Source organism: Streptomyces sp. T39, from assembly GCF_008042045.1.
Lineage (GTDB): Bacteria > Actinomycetota > Actinomycetes > Streptomycetales > Streptomycetaceae > Streptomyces.
The window spans coordinates 3,289,141-3,305,595 of sequence record NZ_RDBP01000012.1 but is presented as its reverse complement, the minus strand read 5'-3'; the positions used below and the strand labels follow the sequence as shown (position 1 = coordinate 3,305,595).

14 protein-coding genes and 2 pseudogenes are annotated in these 16,455 nt (G+C 74.9%); 6 read left to right on the top strand and 10 right to left on the bottom strand.

What is annotated here, in order from left to right:
- Window positions 1-37: 37 nt before the first annotated feature.
- Window positions 38-1,783 (top strand): malto-oligosyltrehalose trehalohydrolase, encoded by a 1,746-nt coding sequence (treZ, locus tag EAO77_RS15970; RefSeq protein WP_147989162.1) that lies wholly within the window; start codon window positions 38-40, stop codon window positions 1,781-1,783.
- Window positions 1,784-1,970: 187 nt separating this feature from the next.
- Here treZ and EAO77_RS15965 read toward each other — a convergent pair whose 3' ends face one another.
- The 3 genes from EAO77_RS15965 to EAO77_RS15955 all read right to left on the bottom strand — a co-directional run bounded on the left by EAO77_RS15965 (window position 1,971) and on the right by EAO77_RS15955 (window position 5,104).
- Entirely contained in the window at window positions 1,971-3,107 is a 1,137-nt protein-coding gene (locus EAO77_RS15965; protein WP_147988622.1) for an aminopeptidase P family protein, read from the bottom strand.
- Between the two features lie 218 nt (window positions 3,108-3,325).
- Window positions 3,326-4,300, bottom strand: a complete 975-nt coding sequence (locus EAO77_RS15960) for a hypothetical protein (RefSeq protein ID WP_147988621.1) — start codon at window positions 4,298-4,300, stop codon at window positions 3,326-3,328.
- A gap of 156 nt (window positions 4,301-4,456) precedes the next feature.
- Window positions 4,457-5,104 carry a nucleoside/nucleotide kinase family protein gene (locus tag EAO77_RS15955; RefSeq protein WP_147988620.1) on the bottom strand — a complete coding sequence of 216 codons (648 nt, stop codon included), beginning with the start codon at window positions 5,102-5,104 and terminating at the stop codon, window positions 4,457-4,459.
- 43 nt (window positions 5,105-5,147) lie between these two features.
- On the opposite strand from EAO77_RS15955, the gene EAO77_RS15950 reads away from it, so the two are divergent.
- Together EAO77_RS15950 and EAO77_RS15945 are read left to right on the top strand one after the other, a co-directional pair.
- A complete protein-coding gene (locus tag EAO77_RS15950; protein ID WP_147988619.1) occupies window positions 5,148-5,537 on the top strand; it encodes a VOC family protein in 390 nt (129 codons plus the stop codon).
- Window positions 5,538-5,787: 250 nt separating this feature from the next.
- On the top strand, window positions 5,788-6,987 hold the full coding sequence (locus EAO77_RS15945; protein ID WP_147988618.1) for an SUKH-4 family immunity protein: 1,200 nt from the start codon (window positions 5,788-5,790) through the stop codon (window positions 6,985-6,987).
- Between the two features lie 79 nt (window positions 6,988-7,066).
- Here EAO77_RS15945 and EAO77_RS15940 read toward each other — a convergent pair whose 3' ends face one another.
- Window positions 7,067-7,927: an ABC transporter permease gene (locus EAO77_RS15940; protein WP_147988617.1), complete on the bottom strand. Its 861-nt coding sequence runs from the start codon at window positions 7,925-7,927 to the stop codon at window positions 7,067-7,069.
- Window positions 7,924-8,835, bottom strand: coding sequence for an ATP-binding cassette domain-containing protein (locus tag EAO77_RS15935; protein WP_147988616.1), 912 nt, complete (start codon window positions 8,833-8,835; stop codon window positions 7,924-7,926). Before EAO77_RS15935 ends, EAO77_RS15940 begins: the two co-directional genes overlap by 4 nt.
- A gap of 132 nt (window positions 8,836-8,967) precedes the next feature.
- Between EAO77_RS15935 and EAO77_RS15930 the strand changes: the two genes are divergently transcribed.
- Together EAO77_RS15930 and EAO77_RS38635 are read left to right on the top strand one after the other, a co-directional pair.
- A complete protein-coding gene (locus tag EAO77_RS15930; protein WP_147988615.1) occupies window positions 8,968-10,227 on the top strand; it encodes a sensor histidine kinase in 1,260 nt (419 codons plus the stop codon).
- A pseudogene (locus EAO77_RS38635) lies at window positions 10,224-10,865 on the top strand (response regulator); the annotation flags it as partial. The gene EAO77_RS15930 and the pseudogene EAO77_RS38635, both read left to right, overlap by 4 nt.
- 39 nt (window positions 10,866-10,904) lie before the next feature.
- Here EAO77_RS38635 and EAO77_RS41350 read toward each other — a convergent pair.
- A pseudogene (locus EAO77_RS41350) lies at window positions 10,905-10,949 on the bottom strand (hypothetical protein); the annotation flags it as partial.
- A gap of 239 nt (window positions 10,950-11,188) precedes the next feature.
- Here EAO77_RS41350 and EAO77_RS15920 point away from each other — a divergent pair.
- The gene (locus EAO77_RS15920) at window positions 11,189-12,934 is read left to right on the top strand and encodes an NlpC/P60 family protein (RefSeq protein WP_147988613.1); all 1,746 of its coding nucleotides are present in this window, start codon (window positions 11,189-11,191) and stop codon (window positions 12,932-12,934) included.
- Between the two features lie 55 nt (window positions 12,935-12,989).
- Here EAO77_RS15920 and msrB read toward each other — a convergent pair whose 3' ends face one another.
- The 4 genes from msrB to EAO77_RS15900 form a co-directional block, all read right to left on the bottom strand.
- The gene (gene msrB, locus EAO77_RS15915) at window positions 12,990-13,397 is read right to left on the bottom strand and encodes a peptide-methionine (R)-S-oxide reductase MsrB (protein WP_147988612.1); all 408 of its coding nucleotides are present in this window, start codon (window positions 13,395-13,397) and stop codon (window positions 12,990-12,992) included.
- Window positions 13,398-13,446: 49 nt separating this feature from the next.
- Entirely contained in the window at window positions 13,447-14,841 is a 1,395-nt protein-coding gene (murC, locus tag EAO77_RS15910; protein WP_147988611.1) for a UDP-N-acetylmuramate--L-alanine ligase, read from the bottom strand.
- A 182-nt stretch (window positions 14,842-15,023) separates the two neighbouring features.
- A complete protein-coding gene (locus EAO77_RS15905) occupies window positions 15,024-15,476 on the bottom strand; it encodes an indole-3-glycerol phosphate synthase (RefSeq protein WP_187283225.1) in 453 nt (150 codons plus the stop codon).
- 190 nt (window positions 15,477-15,666) lie between these two features.
- Window positions 15,667-16,455: a pyrimidine reductase family protein gene (locus EAO77_RS15900; protein ID WP_147988609.1), complete on the bottom strand. Its 789-nt coding sequence runs from the start codon at window positions 16,453-16,455 to the stop codon at window positions 15,667-15,669.

Sequence of the window (16,455 nt, the reverse complement as noted above, 5' to 3'; positions counted from 1 at the left end):
CGACGGGACGGCATCGACGACGAGGGGACCGCCAGTGCTGCTGTTCGAGGTGTGGGCACCGCATGCAGAGGAGAAGGTCACGCTGCGGCTGGAGGGCGAGGACCTGCCCATGCAGCGGGCGCAGGGACGGACGGGCTGGTGGTTCACGGAGGCGCCGGCAAAGGACGGAGACCGGTACGGGTTCGCCCTGGACGGCGGCCCCGTCCGGCCCGATCCGCGGGCGCGCCGCCTGCCCGACGGTCCCGACGGCCTCGCCGCCGTGGTCGACCACGGCCGTCACGTCTGGCAGCGGGACTGGCCGGGGCTGGGTCTGAAGGGTGCGGTCCTCTACGAGCTGCACGTGGGCACGTACACCCCCGAGGGCACCCTGGACGCGGCGGCGGAGCGCCTCGGGGAGCTGGCGGAGCTCGGCATCACCCATGTGGAGCTGATGCCCCTCTGCCCGTTCCCCGGTGTCCACGGCTGGGGCTACGACGGGGTGGCGCCGTGGGCGGTGCACGAGCCGTACGGCGGACCCGAGGCGCTGAAGCGCTTTGTCGACACCGCGCACGGCCTCGGGCTGGGCGTCGTCCTCGACGTGGTGCACAACCACCTCGGGCCCGCGGGCAATCATCTGCCCGCGTACGGCCCCTACTTCACCGACACCCACCACACACCGTGGGGTTCGGCGGTCAATCTGGACGCCTCCGGGTCCGACGAGGTGCGTGCCTACTTCCTCGGCAGCGCCCTCGCCTGGCTGCGCGACTACCGGATCGACGGGCTGCGTCTCGACGCGGTCCACGCGCTGGCCGACACCCGGGCGCTGACGTTCCTGGAGGAGCTGGCCGCCGCCGTCGACGCGCTCTCGGCGGACCTGGGCCGCCCGCTGTTCCTGATCGCCGAGTCGGATCTGTGCGACCCGAGGACGACCGCCCCGCGCCCGGCCGGCGGCCTCGGCCTGCACGCCCAGTGGAACGACGACTTCCACCACGCCCTGCACACCGCGCTGACCGGCGAGTCCCAGGGCTACTACGCCGACTTCGCGGGCGCTCCGATGGCGGCGCTCGCCAAGACGCTGACCCGGGTGTTCTTCCACGACGGCACGTACTCGACCTTCCGCGGCCGCACGCACGGCCGGCCGGTCGACGTCACCGGCACCCCGGCGCACCGCTTCCTCGCCTACGCGCAGACGCACGACCAGATCGGCAACCGGGCGCTCGGCGACCGGCTGTCGGCCACCCTCTCCCCCGGTCTGCTGGCCTGCGCGGCGGCACTGGTGCTGACGGGGCCGCACACGCCGATGCTGTTCATGGGCGAGGAGTGGGGCGCGTCCACGCCGTGGCAGTACTTCACCGACCACACCGACCCGGCGCTCGCCGAAGCCGTCCGCACGGGCCGCCGGCGGGAGTTCGCGGAGCACGGCTGGGACGCGGACCGGATCCCGGACCCGCAGTCGCCCGCGACCAGGGAGCGTTCCTGCCTGGACCGTTCGGAGCGCGGACGCGAGCCGCACGCGGGCCTGCTCGCCTGGTACCGCCGGCTCATCGCCCTGCGCCGCACGCTGCCCGACCTCACCGATCCCGATCTGGCGGCGGTGAAGGTCGCCTACGACGAGCAGGGGCGCTGGCTGGTGTGCCGCCGCGGGGACCTGCGGGTCGCTGTCAACCTGGGCTCGGCGCCCGCCGAGATCCCGCTCGGCGGCGGCGGGCGGATGGTGGCCTCCTGGGGCGAGGCGGAGGTGCCGGGCGACGACGGTCTGCTGCTGCTCGGCCCGGAGAGCTGCGTGGTGCTCGCGCGTTCCTGACGGACGCGGTCCCGGGCGGCCGGACCGCCCGGCACCGGTCGAACGGCTGGGGAGGGGGAGCCGGACCGCCCAGGACCGGTCGAACGGCTGGGAAAGGGCCGGACCGCCCGACCGGGTCACACGGCCGCCCCGCCGGTCGCCCGGTCGCGGCGGTCCCGCCCGTCCCGGGCAGCGTGCCGGGCGCCGGCTACTCGACGATCGCCATCTCCCTCGGCGTGGTGTTGAAGCGGCGGACGCCGTCGTCGGTGACCGTCACGATGTCCTCGATCCGCACCCCGAAGCGGCCCGGTAGGTAGATTCCGGGCTCGACCGAGAAGCACATCCCCGGGACCAGCGGCTGCTCCTCGCCCTCGATCATGTAGGGCGGCTCATGGGTGGTGACGCCGATGCCGTGGCCGGTGCGGTGGATGAAGAGGTCCCCGTATCCGGCCTGCTCGATGATCTCGCGCGCGGCACGGTCGACGTCCTGGCAGGCGGCTCCGGGCCGGACCGCCTCGATGCCGGCCCGCTGCGCCTCGCGCACCACGTCGTGGATGTGCCGCTCGGCCGGGCTGGGCTCGCCCACGTGCACGGTCCGGGTGGTGTCCGAGCCGTACCCGTCCTTCAGGCCGCCGAAGTCGAGCACGACCATGTCGCCCTCGGCGATGGTCCGGTCCCCCGCCTCGTGATGCGGATTGGCGCCGTTGGGCCCGGAGCCGACGACGGTGAAGTCGACCTGCGAGTGGCCGAACCGCATCAGCAGCGCGGCGAGATCGGAGGCGACCTCGGTCTCCCTGCGTCCCGCGAAGCGCACCCCGAGGATCTCGCCGTACGCCCGGTCCGCCGCCGCGCCCGCCGCTTCGAGGCGGGCCAGTTCGCGGGCGTCCTTCACGGCGCGCAGCATGGGCAGGGCTTCGGTGAGCGACACGTAGGAGGCGCCGGGCAGTCGGCGCTGGAGGCCGAGCAGGTGCATCGCCCAGGTGTTGTCGCTGACGGCGAACCGGCCCGCCGCTCCGAGCAGCGGCGCGACGGCGGCGTAGGGGTCCTTGCCGTCGGTCCAGTCGCGCACCGTGAGCGCGGGCGCACCGGCCGCCCCGGCCGCGTCCGGCGCCTCCAGGGTGGGGACGACGAGGACCGGTTCCCGGCCGGCACGGAGCACGAGGACGGTGAGCCGCTCCGTCGCGACCGGCCGGTAGCCGGTGAGGTGCACCAGGTCCGGCCCCGGGGCGATCAGCACACCGGCGAGCCCCGCCTCGGCGGCGTCCTCCGCCGCGCGGGTCATCCTGGCGCGGTAGTCCTCGGCGGTGAACGGCGTCGGCGAGCCGGTCGTCGGCGTGCTGGTCATGGGGCCTCCTGCCGGGCCGGTGCGGTGGACACGTCTGCCGGCCATCCTCCTCGGGCCGGGCCCGGGGCGCGAGCCCTGGAGACGCCGGCACGGGCGGTGGCGGCACGGGCGGTGGCGGCGACCGGCCCGGGGGGCCGCCGCCGGCCCGGCCGGAACCGGCGGCGGGCGGTGGGGAAGCCGGCGGCGCGGCCGCGGCATGAACCGGCGCGTGGCGGGCGTCAGCCCTCGTCGTCGCCGGAACGTCCCTGCTCGTCGGCGACCAGCCGTTCCAGCAGGGCGTGGAACTCCTCGCCGATCAAAATCCGCAGCCCCTCGCCGTCCTCCTCGTGGTCGCTCAGCTGGGTGAGGGTCCCGTCGTGCCACCAGTAGACGTACGGGCTGATGGCGCCGGGCGTGTCCTCGAACCCGGTCGCGGCGAACGCCGCCATGCCGTTCAGCGCGGCGATCACACCGATGTCGCGGATGGCGTGGAACGCCAGCTGGTGCCGGAACGGGATCGCCACCAGCGCGCCGTCCGGGGGCAGTTCCGCACCGGTCACCTGCCGGACGATGTTCTCCAGGGCGAGGACCCGGCTCGCGGTGTAGAAGGAGTCGCCGAGCACCACCTCGAAGCGCATCCCCTCGTCGTCCTCGACGGTCTCGTGCGCCTCGACGGGCAGCCCGCGCAGGTTGTAGAGGGCCTGGTCGCGCAGGTAGGCCAGGTCGCCGAGGGACTGCAACGCCTCGTCGGTGAGCATCATGACGCTCTCCGGGAGGTCGAGCGCGAGGATCTCGCGGAGCCCGGGGCCGACGTCACGGGCGTAGCGGAAGTTCGAGGTGTCCAGGCCCTGGGCGCCGACGACCCGCGGGTAGAGCTGGGCGCGGATCTGCTCGGCGGGCATCGTCTCCAGCGCGGACGGGGCGTCCATCGCGCGCAGCACCATGCCCACGTGCTGGCGGACGAGGTCGGGCCAGACGCGCGGGCCGCGCTCGTCGTTGTGGCACACGGCCGCCAGGTTGCCGAGTCCGAACTGGCGTCCGTCGCTGTCGGTGACCATGTCGGCGAAGACGCTCACCTCCAGGCCCTGTTCGGCGAAGGATTCCCGCACCAGGCCGCGGAAGCGTGTGCCTTCCGCGACGGAGAGGAAGGCGAACTCGGGGTCCCGGGGCGCGTCGCGTCCGTCGCGCTTCGGCCCTCGCCGGAACAACCCCACGTCGACCGCCCTTCCCGCTCCCTCGTCTGCCTGCCGCCGAGCCTACCCATCGGAGGTGAACGGCGGGGCGGCGGCCCGCGCCCCGGTCGCCGGTGGCGGCGGAGCCCGGTGGCGGCCGCGGCCCGGCCGGCGCCGGGCACGGGGCCGCCGCGCGCGTCAGCCGGCGGTGATCACGAGGTCGGCGCGGGCGCGGCCGCGGGCGACGAGCCGTGCGTTGCTCTCGTCGGAGTCCCCGACCCAGAGTTCCGCGTCCCGGCGTTCCTTGCCGAACCGCACATGCCGGTCCACCAGGCGCCGCACCCGGACCTCGGGGTCGGCCTCCAGGTACCAGACCTCGTCGAGCAGGGGGCGCACCCGTGCCCAGTGGCCGCCGTCGTGGAGGAGGTAGTTGCCCTCGGTGACCACGAGGGGGACGCCGGGCGGGACGGGAAGGCTGCCGGCGACCGGCTCCTCGAGGGTGCGGTCGAAGTCCGGGGCGTAGACGGTGGTGTCCTCCTCGGGGGTGCGCAGCCGGGCGAGCAGCGCCGCGTAGCCGGCGGCGTCGAAGGTGTCGGGGGCGCCCTTGCGTCCGGCGCGGCCGAGGCGGGCCAGCTCGCGGCCGGCGAGATGGAAGCCGTCCATGGGCACGAGGACGGCGAGCGGAACCGCCGGGTTCCCGGCGTTGAGCGCCTCGACGAGGTGCCCGGCGAGGGTGGACTTCCCCGCACCGGGTGCGCCGGCGATGCCCAGGATGCGGCGGCCGCCCCGGGCGGCGAGGCCACGGGCACGGTCCAGCAGGTGCGGCGGGACGGAGTCGACTGGCATGCCGGTGATTGTCCCATTGAAGTGTTACGTATAACCTGACCGGATGCCCCACATCGCCCTGGTCACCCTGGTCGTCCGCGCATACGACGAGGCCATCGCCTTCTACACGGGCCCGCTCGGTTTCGAGCTGGTCGAGGACACCGACCGCGGGGACGGCACCCGCTGGGTGGTCGTCCGCCCGCCCGGTGCCCCCGGGGGCACCGGGCTGCTGCTCGCCCGCGCGAAGGAGGGGGAGCAGACCGCGCGCGTCGGCTCGCAGACCGGCGGCCGCGTGGGCTTCTTCCTGCACACCGACGACTTCGCCCGCGACCACGCCCGGATGACCGCCGGCGGGGTCCGCTTCCTGGAGGAGCCGCGGCACGAGACGTACGGCTCGGTGGCGGTCTTCGAGGACCTGTACGGCAACCGCTGGGACCTGCTGGAGCCGCGCTGAGGAAGTCCCCGCCGCGCCGGGCCGCATGACCGGCCGCGGCCTGAAACCACCCGCCCCGGCCCTCCCGCGGGGCGGCCCGGTCGGGCCCCCGCCCGGCCCGCTCCTCGGCCGGTCGGGCGCCCGTGCCCCGGCAGCCGGCGCGGCCGCGGGGCCGGGCCCGCGGCACCGCTCACCGGGGACTGTCAGTGGCTGCTCCTACTGTGGTGGGCGCAGGGTGTCACCACGGACCGGCACCGACTACGGGGGAATCATGACCACTTCGGCCTTCACCGTGCCCGCGGACGAGCTCCACCCGTCCATCGTCCACACGCCGACGCTGCGGCGGCTGACGGGCGCGGGGCTGCCCGCGCGGCACGCCCTGATGCGGTTCGCGCCGCTGGCCGCGTCGGGGGGTGTGCCGGTGCCGGCGCTGCTGGCGGCCGGAGCGGACGCGGGGAAACTGGATCCGCACGTCGCCGGTCTGCTGCTGGTCGGGCACCTCCGGGCGGACGGCGAGGACACCCTGGAGATCCTGCTCGACGGCGCCACGGGGCGGGTGTTCACCGTGTGTCTCTTCGAGGACGCGCCACATCTGCTGGAGGCCCACCCGCTGGCGCCGTCGCTCGACGCGCTCGCCGGATTCCTCACGCAGACGGACGACTTCACGGCGCGGCGCGGGCGCTTCGCGTCCCTGGCGGGCCGCACGGGCACGGACGCGGTGGCGGAGGCCGAGCGGCTCCTGTCGGCCGCCTTCCACGAGGCGGACTGGGGCGACGACGGCTGGGGGGAGGCCGGTGCGCGCTCCGGATGGGAGCACGCCCTGCCCGCCTACTGGCGGATCGCGGCCACCGTCCGGCCGCTTGCCCTGGTCGCCGGGCCGGGCGACGGGCTGCGGCTCGCGCTTCCCCAGGGCCTGCTCGACGAGGAGTTCGGAGCGGACGACATCGCGCGTCCCACCCTCTCCGCACTGCCCCCTGTCCTGACCCACGAGCCGACCCGGCGCTTCCTGACGGAGGTCGGACTGCCGCGCACGGAGACGATGTTCGGCCTCTGGGGCGACGAGGACCTGCTGCGCACCCTCGCGGAGAGCGAGGCCGGCCGGAGCGGCGACGACGGGGCGACACCGGTGGACGCGGACCGGCTGGTGACGCTGGGGAGCCTGGTCCACGACATGGAGGTCGTCGTCGACGGCGGCACCGGTCTGCTGTCCTGGCGCGAGTACGGCAGTGACACGACGACCCCCCTCAACGCCGACGTCTCCACGCTGGCCTTCACCCTCTGGCTGTACAGCCGGGAGCAACGGCTCGACCGGGAGCACCGGTTCACCTCCGCCTTCTACGAGCAGCTCGCCGCCACGATGGTGGAGGTGCTCGCCTCGGTCGACCCCGTCGCCTGCCTGCCGGCACGCGACGAGGACGACTTCCGCTACTGGCCCGAGGTGTTCCACGACGAGGCGGGAGGGGTCCTGTGAGGACGGACGGGCGAGCCGCCCGGCGGTCGGGGCGGTGCACCGCGGCCCGGCATCCCGAGACCGTGCGGCCCCGCCCGGCTCACTGGTCGCGGCGCTGCACGGAGGTGATGGCCACCGCCGTCGCGACGGCCGCCCAGAGCGCGTACACCGTCCACGCCCCGGCCACCGACCACGGGTGGGCGAGGCCCTCTGGTCCGTAGGGGACGTCGGTCAGGCGGAGCCATGCCTGGTACGGCAGGGCGTGCCCGAGGACGGCCGACCAGTGGCGGTCGTCGGTGAGGAGGAGGGGGAGCAGCAGCAGGACCACCACGCAGCCCACCACCGATCCGGCGCCGTGGCGCACCACGGCGCCGACGGCGACGCCGGCGAGCGCGGCGACCGGAGCCAGCAGCGCGGACGCGACGACCACCCGCAGCGCGCCGGGATGGTCGAGCGGGACCCCGGCGCCCCTGGTGCCGAGGATCGTCTGCGTCGCCGCGAACGACACCGCGGCCACCAGTGCACCGAAGCCGGTCGTCACGGCGGCGACGACGGCCGTCTTGGCCGCCATCACGGACCGGCGCGCGGGGACGGCCGCGAAGGTGGTGCGGATCAGTCCGCTGCTGTACTCACCGGTGACGGCGAGGGCTCCGAAGGCTCCCGCGGCGAGCATCATCAGCGTGCCCGCGTTGGTGGTGAAGGCGTGCAGCAGCGGCATTCCGTCCGCGACGAACGTGGCGGCGTACGAGGCGTCGTCCTCGTTCCAGTAGCGGTGGCTGTCCCATGAGGTCCCCACGTTGAAGGCGAGGACGGCCAGGGCGGCGACCAGAAGGCTCCAGCCCGTCGAGCGCAGGGACCACAGCTTGAGCCACTCGGCGGCGACCAGGTCGAGGAAGCGCGGGCGGGGCTCGCCCGTCACGGGGAGTGCGGTGGGGGTGGCGGGGGCGGTCGTGGTGGTCACCTCTCCTCCCCTGCGGCGTATTCGACGCTGTCGGCGGTCAGGCGCATGAAGGCGTCCTCCAGTGAGGCGGTGCGGGTGGTGATCTCGCTGAGCAGGATCCGGTGGTCGAGGGCGAGGGCGGCGATGCGGTCGGCGTCGGTGTCCGTGACGGTGAGGGAGCCCCCCTCGGCACGGACGGTGGCGCCGTCGGCCGTGAGCAGGGCGGCGAGCCGTGCGCCGTCCGGCGTCCGCACGCTGACGCTCCCGCCCCCGCCGCCGCGGGCGGCGAAGGCGGCCAGGCTCTGAGCGGCGATCAGTTCGCCGCGGCCGATGACGACGAGGTCGTCGGCGGTGTGCTCCATCTCGGACATCAGATGGCTGGAGACCAGGACGGTCCGCCCCTGTGCGGCGAGCCCCCTGAACAGTCCGCGCACCCACTTCACCCCTTCGGGGTCGAGGCCGTTGAGCGGTTCGTCGAAGAGCAGCACCGGCGGGTCGCCGAGCAGCGCGCCGGCGATGCCCAGCCGTTGGCGCATCCCGAGGGAGTAGCCGCCGATCCGGCGGCGGGCCGCGGCGGCGAGGCCCACCTGGTCGAGCACCTCGGTGACCCTGGCGCGCGGGATGCGGTTGGAGCGGGCCAGCGCCGCGAGATGGGCCAGGGCGCTGCGGCCGCGGTGGACCTCGCTCGCGTCGAGCAGGGCGCCGGCGTGGCGCAGTCCGCGCGGTCTGTCCCGGAACGGCCGGCCGTCGACGGTCACCGTGCCGCTCGTCGGGGCGTGCAGGCCGAGCATCATCCGCAAGGTGGTGCTCTTCCCGGCGCCGTTGGGCCCGAGGAATCCGGTGACCCTGCCGGGACGGACGGTGAACGTCAGGTCCTTCACGGCCGTCGTCCCGCCGTAACGCTTCGTCAGTTCGTTGACCTCGATCATGGATCCACCGTGCCGGAGGGCGCGACCCCCAGGCATCCGGCCCGGGCGGACACTCCCGCCCGGCGGCCGTCGACCGTGGTCGTACACCCGGGGTCGGATGTCCGCCGGGAGGCGCCCGTCTACGATCACGCCATGTCCGCGACAGAGCATCCCCCTGCTTCCCAGGGCGCGCCCGCCGGCCGGTCGTGGCGCAACGCGCCGCCCTGGGTATGGACCGTGCTCGCCTGGTGCGCGGGGCTGGTGTTCACCTTCCTCGTGCGGGTCCGCCTGCCGGGAGAGGACGAACCCCCGGTCATGGCGGGTGTGCTGATCTACCGGTGGGACGGCATCACCCAGCTGGCGATCGCCACCGCCCTGACCGTGGCCGGGGCCCGGCGGCTGGACCGCAGCCCGCTGGGCGGGCTCGGCCTGCTGCTGGCCGCCTCCGTCGTCGCCACCTCGTCGCTGAGCGTCGGCGAGATCCCCCTGGCCCAGTTCCTGGCCGTCGACGTCGCCCTGTACACCGTCGCGGCCTCCCGTCCGCGCCGCACGGGGGCCGTGGCCGTCGCCCTGGCGCTCGGGGTGCTGGCCGGCTACCTGACCCTCCGGTGGCTGGCCGGCTGGGGCACGGGCACCTCCGCGGAGCTCGCGGTGGCGCTGACGGCCGTGGTCGCCTGGCTGACGGGCGACTCGGCGCACCGCTCCCGGCTCCACGCCGAGCAGCTGCGGGAGCGGAGCACGGCACAGGCGGTCACCGACGAACGCCTGCGGATCGCGAGGGAGTTGCACGACATGGTGGCGCACAGCATCGGCATCGTCGCCCTTCAGGCGGGGGCGGCGCGGCGGGTCATCGACACCCAGCCCGAGCGGGCGCGCGAGGCGCTCGGCGAGGTGGAGGCCACCAGCCGGGAGACGCTGGCCGGGCTGCGCCGTATGCTCGGCGCGCTCCGCGAGGCGGACCGTGCCGCGGCGGCGGGCCGGGAGACGGTCAGCGGCACGCCGGGGCTCGGCGAGGCGGTCAGCGGCATGCCGGGGCTCGGCGAGGTGGACCGGCTCGCCGCGGCGACCACGGCGGCGGGGGTGCGGGTCGAGGTGCTCCGGGTGGGCGAACGGCGGCCGCTGCCGCAGGAGATCGACCTGTCGGCGTACCGCATCGTGCAGGAGGCGGTCACCAACGTGGTCCGCCACGCCGGGACCGCCGCGTGCCGGGTGACCCTGCACCACCGTGACGACGCCCTGTCGATCGAGGTCGTCGACGACGGACGGGGCGGCGCGCCGTCGGACACCGGCTACGGGCTGCTGGGCATGCGGGAGAGGGTGGGTCTGCTGCACGGCGAGTTCTCCGCGGGTCCCCGTCCCGAAGGCGGGTTCCGCGTCCGCGCCCGGCTGCCCCTCCCGGCGGCGGCCCGATGACGGCGCCCGCCCGCCCCGTCGGCGGGGACGGCCCGGCGCACGGCACGACGGGGCCCGGCGTCCCGGGGCCGGAGGTGTCGGCGGCCGGCGGCGGGGACGCGGCGACGGTCCGGGTGGTGCTCGCCGACGACCAGCCGCTGGTCCGCGCCGCCTTGCAGATGGTGATCACGGACGCGCCGGGCATCGAGGTGGCCGGGGAGGCGAGCAACGGGGCGGAGGCCGTCGCCCTGGCCGAGAGCCTGCGGCCGGACGTGGTGGTGATGGACATCAGGATGCCCGTGCTGGACGGGATCGAAGCGACGCGCCGGATCACCGACCGTGCCGGGGGGACGCATGTCATCGTCCTGACCACGTTCGACGACGACGAGATCGTCTACGGGGCGCTGCGGGCGGGCGCCGCGGGCTTCCTGGTGAAGGACATGGCCCTGGAGGACATCCTGGCCGCGGTGCGGCTCGTCGCCGCCGGCGAGGGGCTGATCGCGCCGGGGGTCACCCGCCGTCTGATCCGGGAGTTCGCGCGCCGCCCCGGACCGGCCTCCGAGGCCCGGCGTGAGCTGTCGGTCATCACGGATCGCGAGCGCGAGGTGCTGACGCTGGTGGGGAGCGGCCTGTCCAACACGGAGATCGCCGAGCGCCTCGCGCGCCCGCTCGGGCTGGGTGTCGATGACCCGCCGCGCCGCCCCCGCCTGAAGGGCGACGATGCCGATGCTGTGCGCCACCATGTCGTGCAACTCCCTCGCGATCCGCAGGCGTTCGTCGGTGACCGCCTGTGCCGTGCTCCGCTCCCGCAGCTGCTCGGCGTGGAGCCGGGAGCGGTGCGCCGAGTCGCCCGTCAGCCAGGCGACCACGGCCGTCAGCGCCACCCCGATCTCCCCCGCGAACCCGCAACCCCCGTCCGCACGGCACGATGTGCACGGGGGCGGCCGCAACTCCCCGGCGCACGGAGCCGATCATGGCGACCATGACCACCACCTCACGGCGCGGCCTGCTGGCCGCCTTCACCGCCTCGGCCGCCGCACTCCCGCTCGGCGCCCTGGCGTCCCCCGCGGCACGGGCCGCCGCAGCGGCCCCGCACGCGGCCCCGGCCGGCGGTCCGACGTCTCCCCGCTCCGCGGTGACGACCGCCCCGCTGGACGCCTCCTGGTTCACCGGCCAGACGCTGGGCGCGGCGCTGACCGCCACGGTGCTGCCCGGCACACCCGCCCGCACCGAGGTGACCTCGGGCGGCCGGCGGATCGCCCTGCTGACGCACGGGGCACGCACGGTCGTGCTGCCCGGCCCCGAGCGGACGTTCACCGAGGACAAGAAGCCCTTCGCGGACGACTTCGGGCGCACCCTGCCGGATCCGTCGCTGCCGGAGGACGAACGGCAGTACTGGGGCTCCTCCCCCGGCGGCGGCAGCTGGTCGGTCCTCGGTCCCGCGGCGTCCGACTACGCGGTGACGCCCGGGACCGGTCTGATCGCCCTGACCACCGACTACGCCAGCCGGCACGCCACCCTGCGCGACGACCGGATCACCGACGTCGACGTCCGGTCCACGGCGTCGTTCGACAAGGTGCCCACCGGGCAGGCGTGTTCGTACGCCCTGTCCTTCGGCTACCAGGACACCCGCAACCACTACCGGGCGCGGCTGTCGTTCCTCACCTCGGGCGCCGTCGAGCTGCGCGTCGAGAAGGAGGTCGCCGACGCGGTGACCCAGCTGGTGCCCGCGCAGACGCTCGCGACGGGCGTGCCGGCGGGCACGCCCTGGACGATACGGGTGTGCCGCGAGGGCGGGCGCATCCGGGTGAGGGCCTGGCCTGCGGGCGGGGCGGAGCCGGCGGCGTGGGCCGTGGACACCGCCGACGCCACGTTCCCCCGGGGCCGGGTCGGGCTGCGCGCGCTGGCCAACGACGGCTGCTCCAATCTGCCCGTGACGCTGGCGGTCAGCCGGTTCCAGGTGGACGCCTCCTCCTGGGACACCCCGCCCGTGGTGACCCACGGCGACTGGGTGCGGGTGCTGCCGGAGCCCTTCGACGGGACCTGGACGCCGTCGCTGGAGCAGACGGTGCGGGGCTGGGCGGGCTCGACGGCCCCCGATGCGCTCGCCTTCGCCGCCATGTTCCTGGCCGGTGCCCCGGACGTCGTCTGCGGCGCCGGGCCGGCCGCGGGCAGCAGGGTCCTGGGCGAGTCCGGGTACGGCTACCTCGACCCGCAGGGCTTCCGTCTCGAGGGGGCCGACTTCCACGAGTACATGGGGATCGGCTGGACCTACCCGGACGGCACGCGCACCGGGCCGTCCCAGCGGCAGGTGGGCAATCTGGACTGCTCGGGCTACACGCGCATGGTCTTCGGCCACCACCTGGGCGTCCCGCTGGCCGCCGGGGAGGACACGTCGGGCACCCGGCTGCCGCGCAGGTCACGGGACATGGCCGTGTACGCGCCCGGTGTGCGCGTCGACCGCACCGACGGCTCGGCTCCCCCGGCGGCGGACCGGATCCAGCCCGGCGACCTGGTGCTCTTCAACGCGGACTCGGGCGACGACGGCGCGTCGGCCACGGTCGACCACGTCGGCATCTACCTGGGCAGGGACACGGCGGGCGGCCGCCGCTTCCTCTCCAGCCGCAAGACCGGCAACGGGCCCACCATGGCCGATCTGGGCGGCGCCTCGCTGCTGGACGGCACGGGCACCTACGCCAGGACGCTGCACACCGTGCACCGCCTCTGAACCGGCCGTCCGTCCCGGTCACCGGCCTGCCGGCGGGTGACCGGGCCGGGCCGGGTCAGGCCGGGTCCGGATCCAGCGTCAGCGAGATCGAGTTGATGCAGTACCGCTGGTCGGTGGGGGTCTGGTAGCCCTCGCCCTCGAAGACGTGGCCGAGGTGCGATCCGCAGCGGGCGCACCGGACCTCGGTGCGCACCATGCCGTGGGTGCGGTCCTCGACCAGTTCGACCGCGTCGGTGTCCTTCGGGTCGTAGAAGGACGGCCAGCCGCAGTGCGACTCGAACTTCGTGTCGGAGCGGAACAGCTCGGCCCCGCAGGCGCGGCAGGAGTAGGTGCCGGCCGTCTTCGTGTCGGTGTACTCGCCGACGAACGCGGGCTCCGTGCCGGCCTGGCGGAGCACGGCGTACTCCGCGGGGTTCAGCTCGGCCCGCCACTGCTCGTCGGGCTTCTCGATCTCGTACGCCATCACAGGCTCCCTCCGGTCGGTTCGGCGGCCCGGTCGTGTGCCGTCGCGCTCACTCGGCCAGCCGGGCCAGGACGGCCGGGCCGAGGTCCGTGACGTCGCCCGCGCCCATGGTCAGAACGAGATCGCCGGGCTTCGCCATTCCCGCGACGACGTCGGGAACGCTCTCCTTGTCGTGGACGGCCGTCACCCGGGCGCCGGCGGCCGTCGCCGCGTCGATGATCAGCTCGCTGGTGACGCCGGGGATCGGGTCCTCGCGGGCCGGGTAGATGTCGAGGACGACGGAGGCGTCGGCGAGGGCGAGGGCCCGGCCCATCTCCTTGCCGAGTTCCTGGGTGCGCGAGAAGAGGTGGGGCTGGAAGACGACGAGCAGCCGGGAGCCGTCGGCGGCGGAGCGCATGGCCTCCAGGTCGGCCGTCATCTCGGTGGGGTGGTGGGCGTAGGAGTCGATGACCTGCACGCCCGCCGCCTCGCCCTTGAGCTGGAGTCGGCGCTTGACCCCGGTGTAGCTGCCGATGGCCGAGGCCAGGTTGTGCGCCGGGATGCCGAGGGCGACCCCGGCGGCGAGCGCGGCGACCGCGTTGAGGGCGTAGTGCCGCCCGGGGACGGAGACGGTGAACGTCAGGAACCGGCCGTCGAGCAGGACGGTGACCTCGCTGGTCAGGCCCCGCGGGGTGATCCTGTGGACGCGGACGTCGGCGTCCTCGTGCTCGCCGTAGGTGACCACCTGGAGCGACGGCAGGCCGCGCACGCGGCGCGCCAGCTCGACGGCGCCCGGCTGGTCGGCGCAGACGACCAGGGTGCCGCCGGGGACGATCTTGCCGACGAAGGTCTCGAAGGAGGCGAAGATCTCGTCCATCGAGGCGTAGTTGGCGTGGTGGTCGAGTTCGGCGTTGAGGACGATCGCCACGTCGGGGTCGTACGTGTGGAAGCTGCGGTCGCTCTCGTCCGCCTCGGCGACGAAGATGTCGCCCTCGCCGTGGCGCGCGTTGGTGCCGGGGCCCTCCAGGTCGCCGCCGATCGCGTACGACGGGTCGAGGCCGAGGTGGGTCAGGGCGACGGCGAGCATGGAGGTGGTCGTCGTCTTGCCGTGGGTGCCGGCGACGGCGATGGAGCGCAGCCCGGTCATGAGGGAGGCGAGCGCGTCGGAGCGGTGGACGACCGGCACGGACAGCTCGGCGGCGCGCACGAGCTCCGGGTTGTCGGCGCGGATGGCGCTGGAGACGACGACGCAGCTGGCGTCGTCGGCGAGGTGCGCGGCGGCGTGCCCGATGTGGACGGTGGCGCCGAGCGCCCGCAGGGACTCCGCGGTGGCCGACTCCTTGGCGTCGCTGCCCGCCACCTTCGCCCCGCGCTGGGCGAGGATCTTCGCGATGCCCGACATTCCGGCGCCGCCGATGCCGATGAAGTGCGGGCGCTCCATGGCGCTGGGGACGGCGGGTGCCATGTGTCAGTCTCCCGGGGTGGGTGTGCGGGTGCAGGGGCCCAGCCTAATGCTCCCCGGGCCCCGCCCCGGGGCCCGGCCGTGACGTGCGACGTGGGCGCGCCGCGGCCGTGACGTGCGACGTGGGCGCGGTGACGTGCGCCGGCGGGCGCGCCGCGGCCGTGACCCGGCGCGCCCGCGCGGGGTCACTCGCTGTGGGCGAAGAGCTTGAGCACCGGGACGCCGACCTTGTGGCGGGCGCGCGACGCCCAGTCGCGGTGGAAGAACTCCTCCACGTAGTGGGGCTCGGTGAGCACGATCACCTCGTCGGCCCCGGCCTCGTCGACCATGTCCTTGAGTCTGGCGAGCGGATGGTCCTCGACGACCTGTCCTCTGGCCTCGCAGCCCGCGGCGCGCAGGGCGGCCAGGGAGACGGCGAGTCCGCGCTCGGCGGGGGCCTTCGCCTCGTCGCCCTCCGGTTCGTCGCCCTCGCGCACGGCCTCCTTCAGCTCGCCCAGTGCGACGTCGTCGATGGCGCGCAGCAGGACGTCCGCCTGGTCTCCCCGGGGCTGCATCAGGACCACGAACGACACGTCCTCGTCCCCGTGCAGGGTGGTGAGGAACTCCACGTCGTCGCCGGTAAGGGGCTTCTCGATCATCAGTACGCTTGTGAACACGTTCAGGAGCCCTTCTGCGGAAACCATCCTTCCCCGTGACAGCACGGGGTTCTGCGACACAAGTGTGCCCCTCGGGGGCTAAGCGGAACTGTTAATTCCGGCGTTTCTCGCCTGTCGTGGCACAGGTGTGACAGCACCGGCGCCCGGCGGGCGTCCCGCGCGGCCGGGCCGCTCAGGCCGGCGGCCCGGCCGCCCGGCGGTAGCGGGTGAACAGGAAGCCCGCGTCCTCCAGCACCGACGCCAGCGCGAACCGCGACGGGTCGGCGAGCGCCGGGCCCCAGGCGATCCGCTGCGCGTCCCCCGCCGTCATCGCCGGCGAGACGGTCAGACAGAGCTCGTCGAGGACCGCGGCCGCCGCGAACTGGCCGAGCAGCCGCGGGCCGCCCTCGGTGAGCAGCCGTACGAGCCCGCGCGCGGCGAGCTCCCGCACCGCCCGCTCCGGGTCCACACCGCGGCCGTCGCCCGCCACCACCACCTCGGCCCCCGCGCGCTTCGCCGCCGCGACCCGCTCCGGCGCGGCCACGGCTCCCGTCAGCACCAGCGTCGGCACCAGGGGCTCGGTGAACAGCGGCAGCGAGAAGTCCAGGTCCAGGGACGCGCTGACGACCGCGATCGCCGGCGCGGGCCCCTGCCCGGCCGCGGCGCGGCGGGCCGCGAAGGCCTCCCGGGCGCGCGCGGGGCGGTACCCCTCGGTGCGCACGGTCTGCGCACCCACCACGACGGCGTCGGCGAGACCCCGCAGGGTGCCGAAGATCCGCATGTCGGCGTCGGACGAGATGGCCTGCGAGCGGCCGTCGTGCTGGGCCGCGCCGTCGAGCGAGGAGACCATGTTGGCGCGCAGCCACACCCCGTCCCCGCCGGGGTACGCGTAGGCCTCGGCCAGCTCGTCCAGGGACCACTCCCGGTCCCCGTGGTCACCGGCGGCGGATGTCTGGTCGGTCACAGGGAACAGGCGTCGCAT

Bases quoted from the DNA above. Each gene is read 5' to 3' on its own strand.
- msrB (WP_147988612.1), bottom strand. From the start codon at position 13,397: ATGGCGTACGAGATCGAGAAGCCCGACGAGCAGTGGCGGGCCGAGCTG.
- EAO77_RS15905 (WP_187283225.1), bottom strand. From the start codon at position 15,476: ATGATCGAGAAGCCCCTTACCGGCGACGACGTGGAGTTCCTCACCACC.
- EAO77_RS15955 (WP_147988620.1), bottom strand. From the start codon at position 5,104: ATGCCAGTCGACTCCGTCCCGCCGCACCTGCTGGACCGTGCCCGTGGC.
- murC (WP_147988611.1), bottom strand. From the start codon at position 14,841: ATGGCACCCGCCGTCCCCAGCGCCATGGAGCGCCCGCACTTCATCGGC.
- EAO77_RS15965 (WP_147988622.1), bottom strand. From the start codon at position 3,107: ATGACCAGCACGCCGACGACCGGCTCGCCGACGCCGTTCACCGCCGAG.
- EAO77_RS15920 (WP_147988613.1), top strand. From the start codon at position 11,189: ATGACCACCACCTCACGGCGCGGCCTGCTGGCCGCCTTCACCGCCTCG.
- EAO77_RS15935 (WP_147988616.1), bottom strand. From the start codon at position 8,835: ATGATCGAGGTCAACGAACTGACGAAGCGTTACGGCGGGACGACGGCC.
- EAO77_RS15950 (WP_147988619.1), top strand. From the start codon at position 5,148: ATGCCCCACATCGCCCTGGTCACCCTGGTCGTCCGCGCATACGACGAG.
- EAO77_RS15930 (WP_147988615.1), top strand. From the start codon at position 8,968: ATGTCCGCGACAGAGCATCCCCCTGCTTCCCAGGGCGCGCCCGCCGGC.
- EAO77_RS15945 (WP_147988618.1), top strand. From the start codon at position 5,788: ATGACCACTTCGGCCTTCACCGTGCCCGCGGACGAGCTCCACCCGTCC.
- EAO77_RS15900 (WP_147988609.1), bottom strand. From the start codon at position 16,455: ATGCGACGCCTGTTCCCTGTGACCGACCAGACATCCGCCGCCGGTGAC.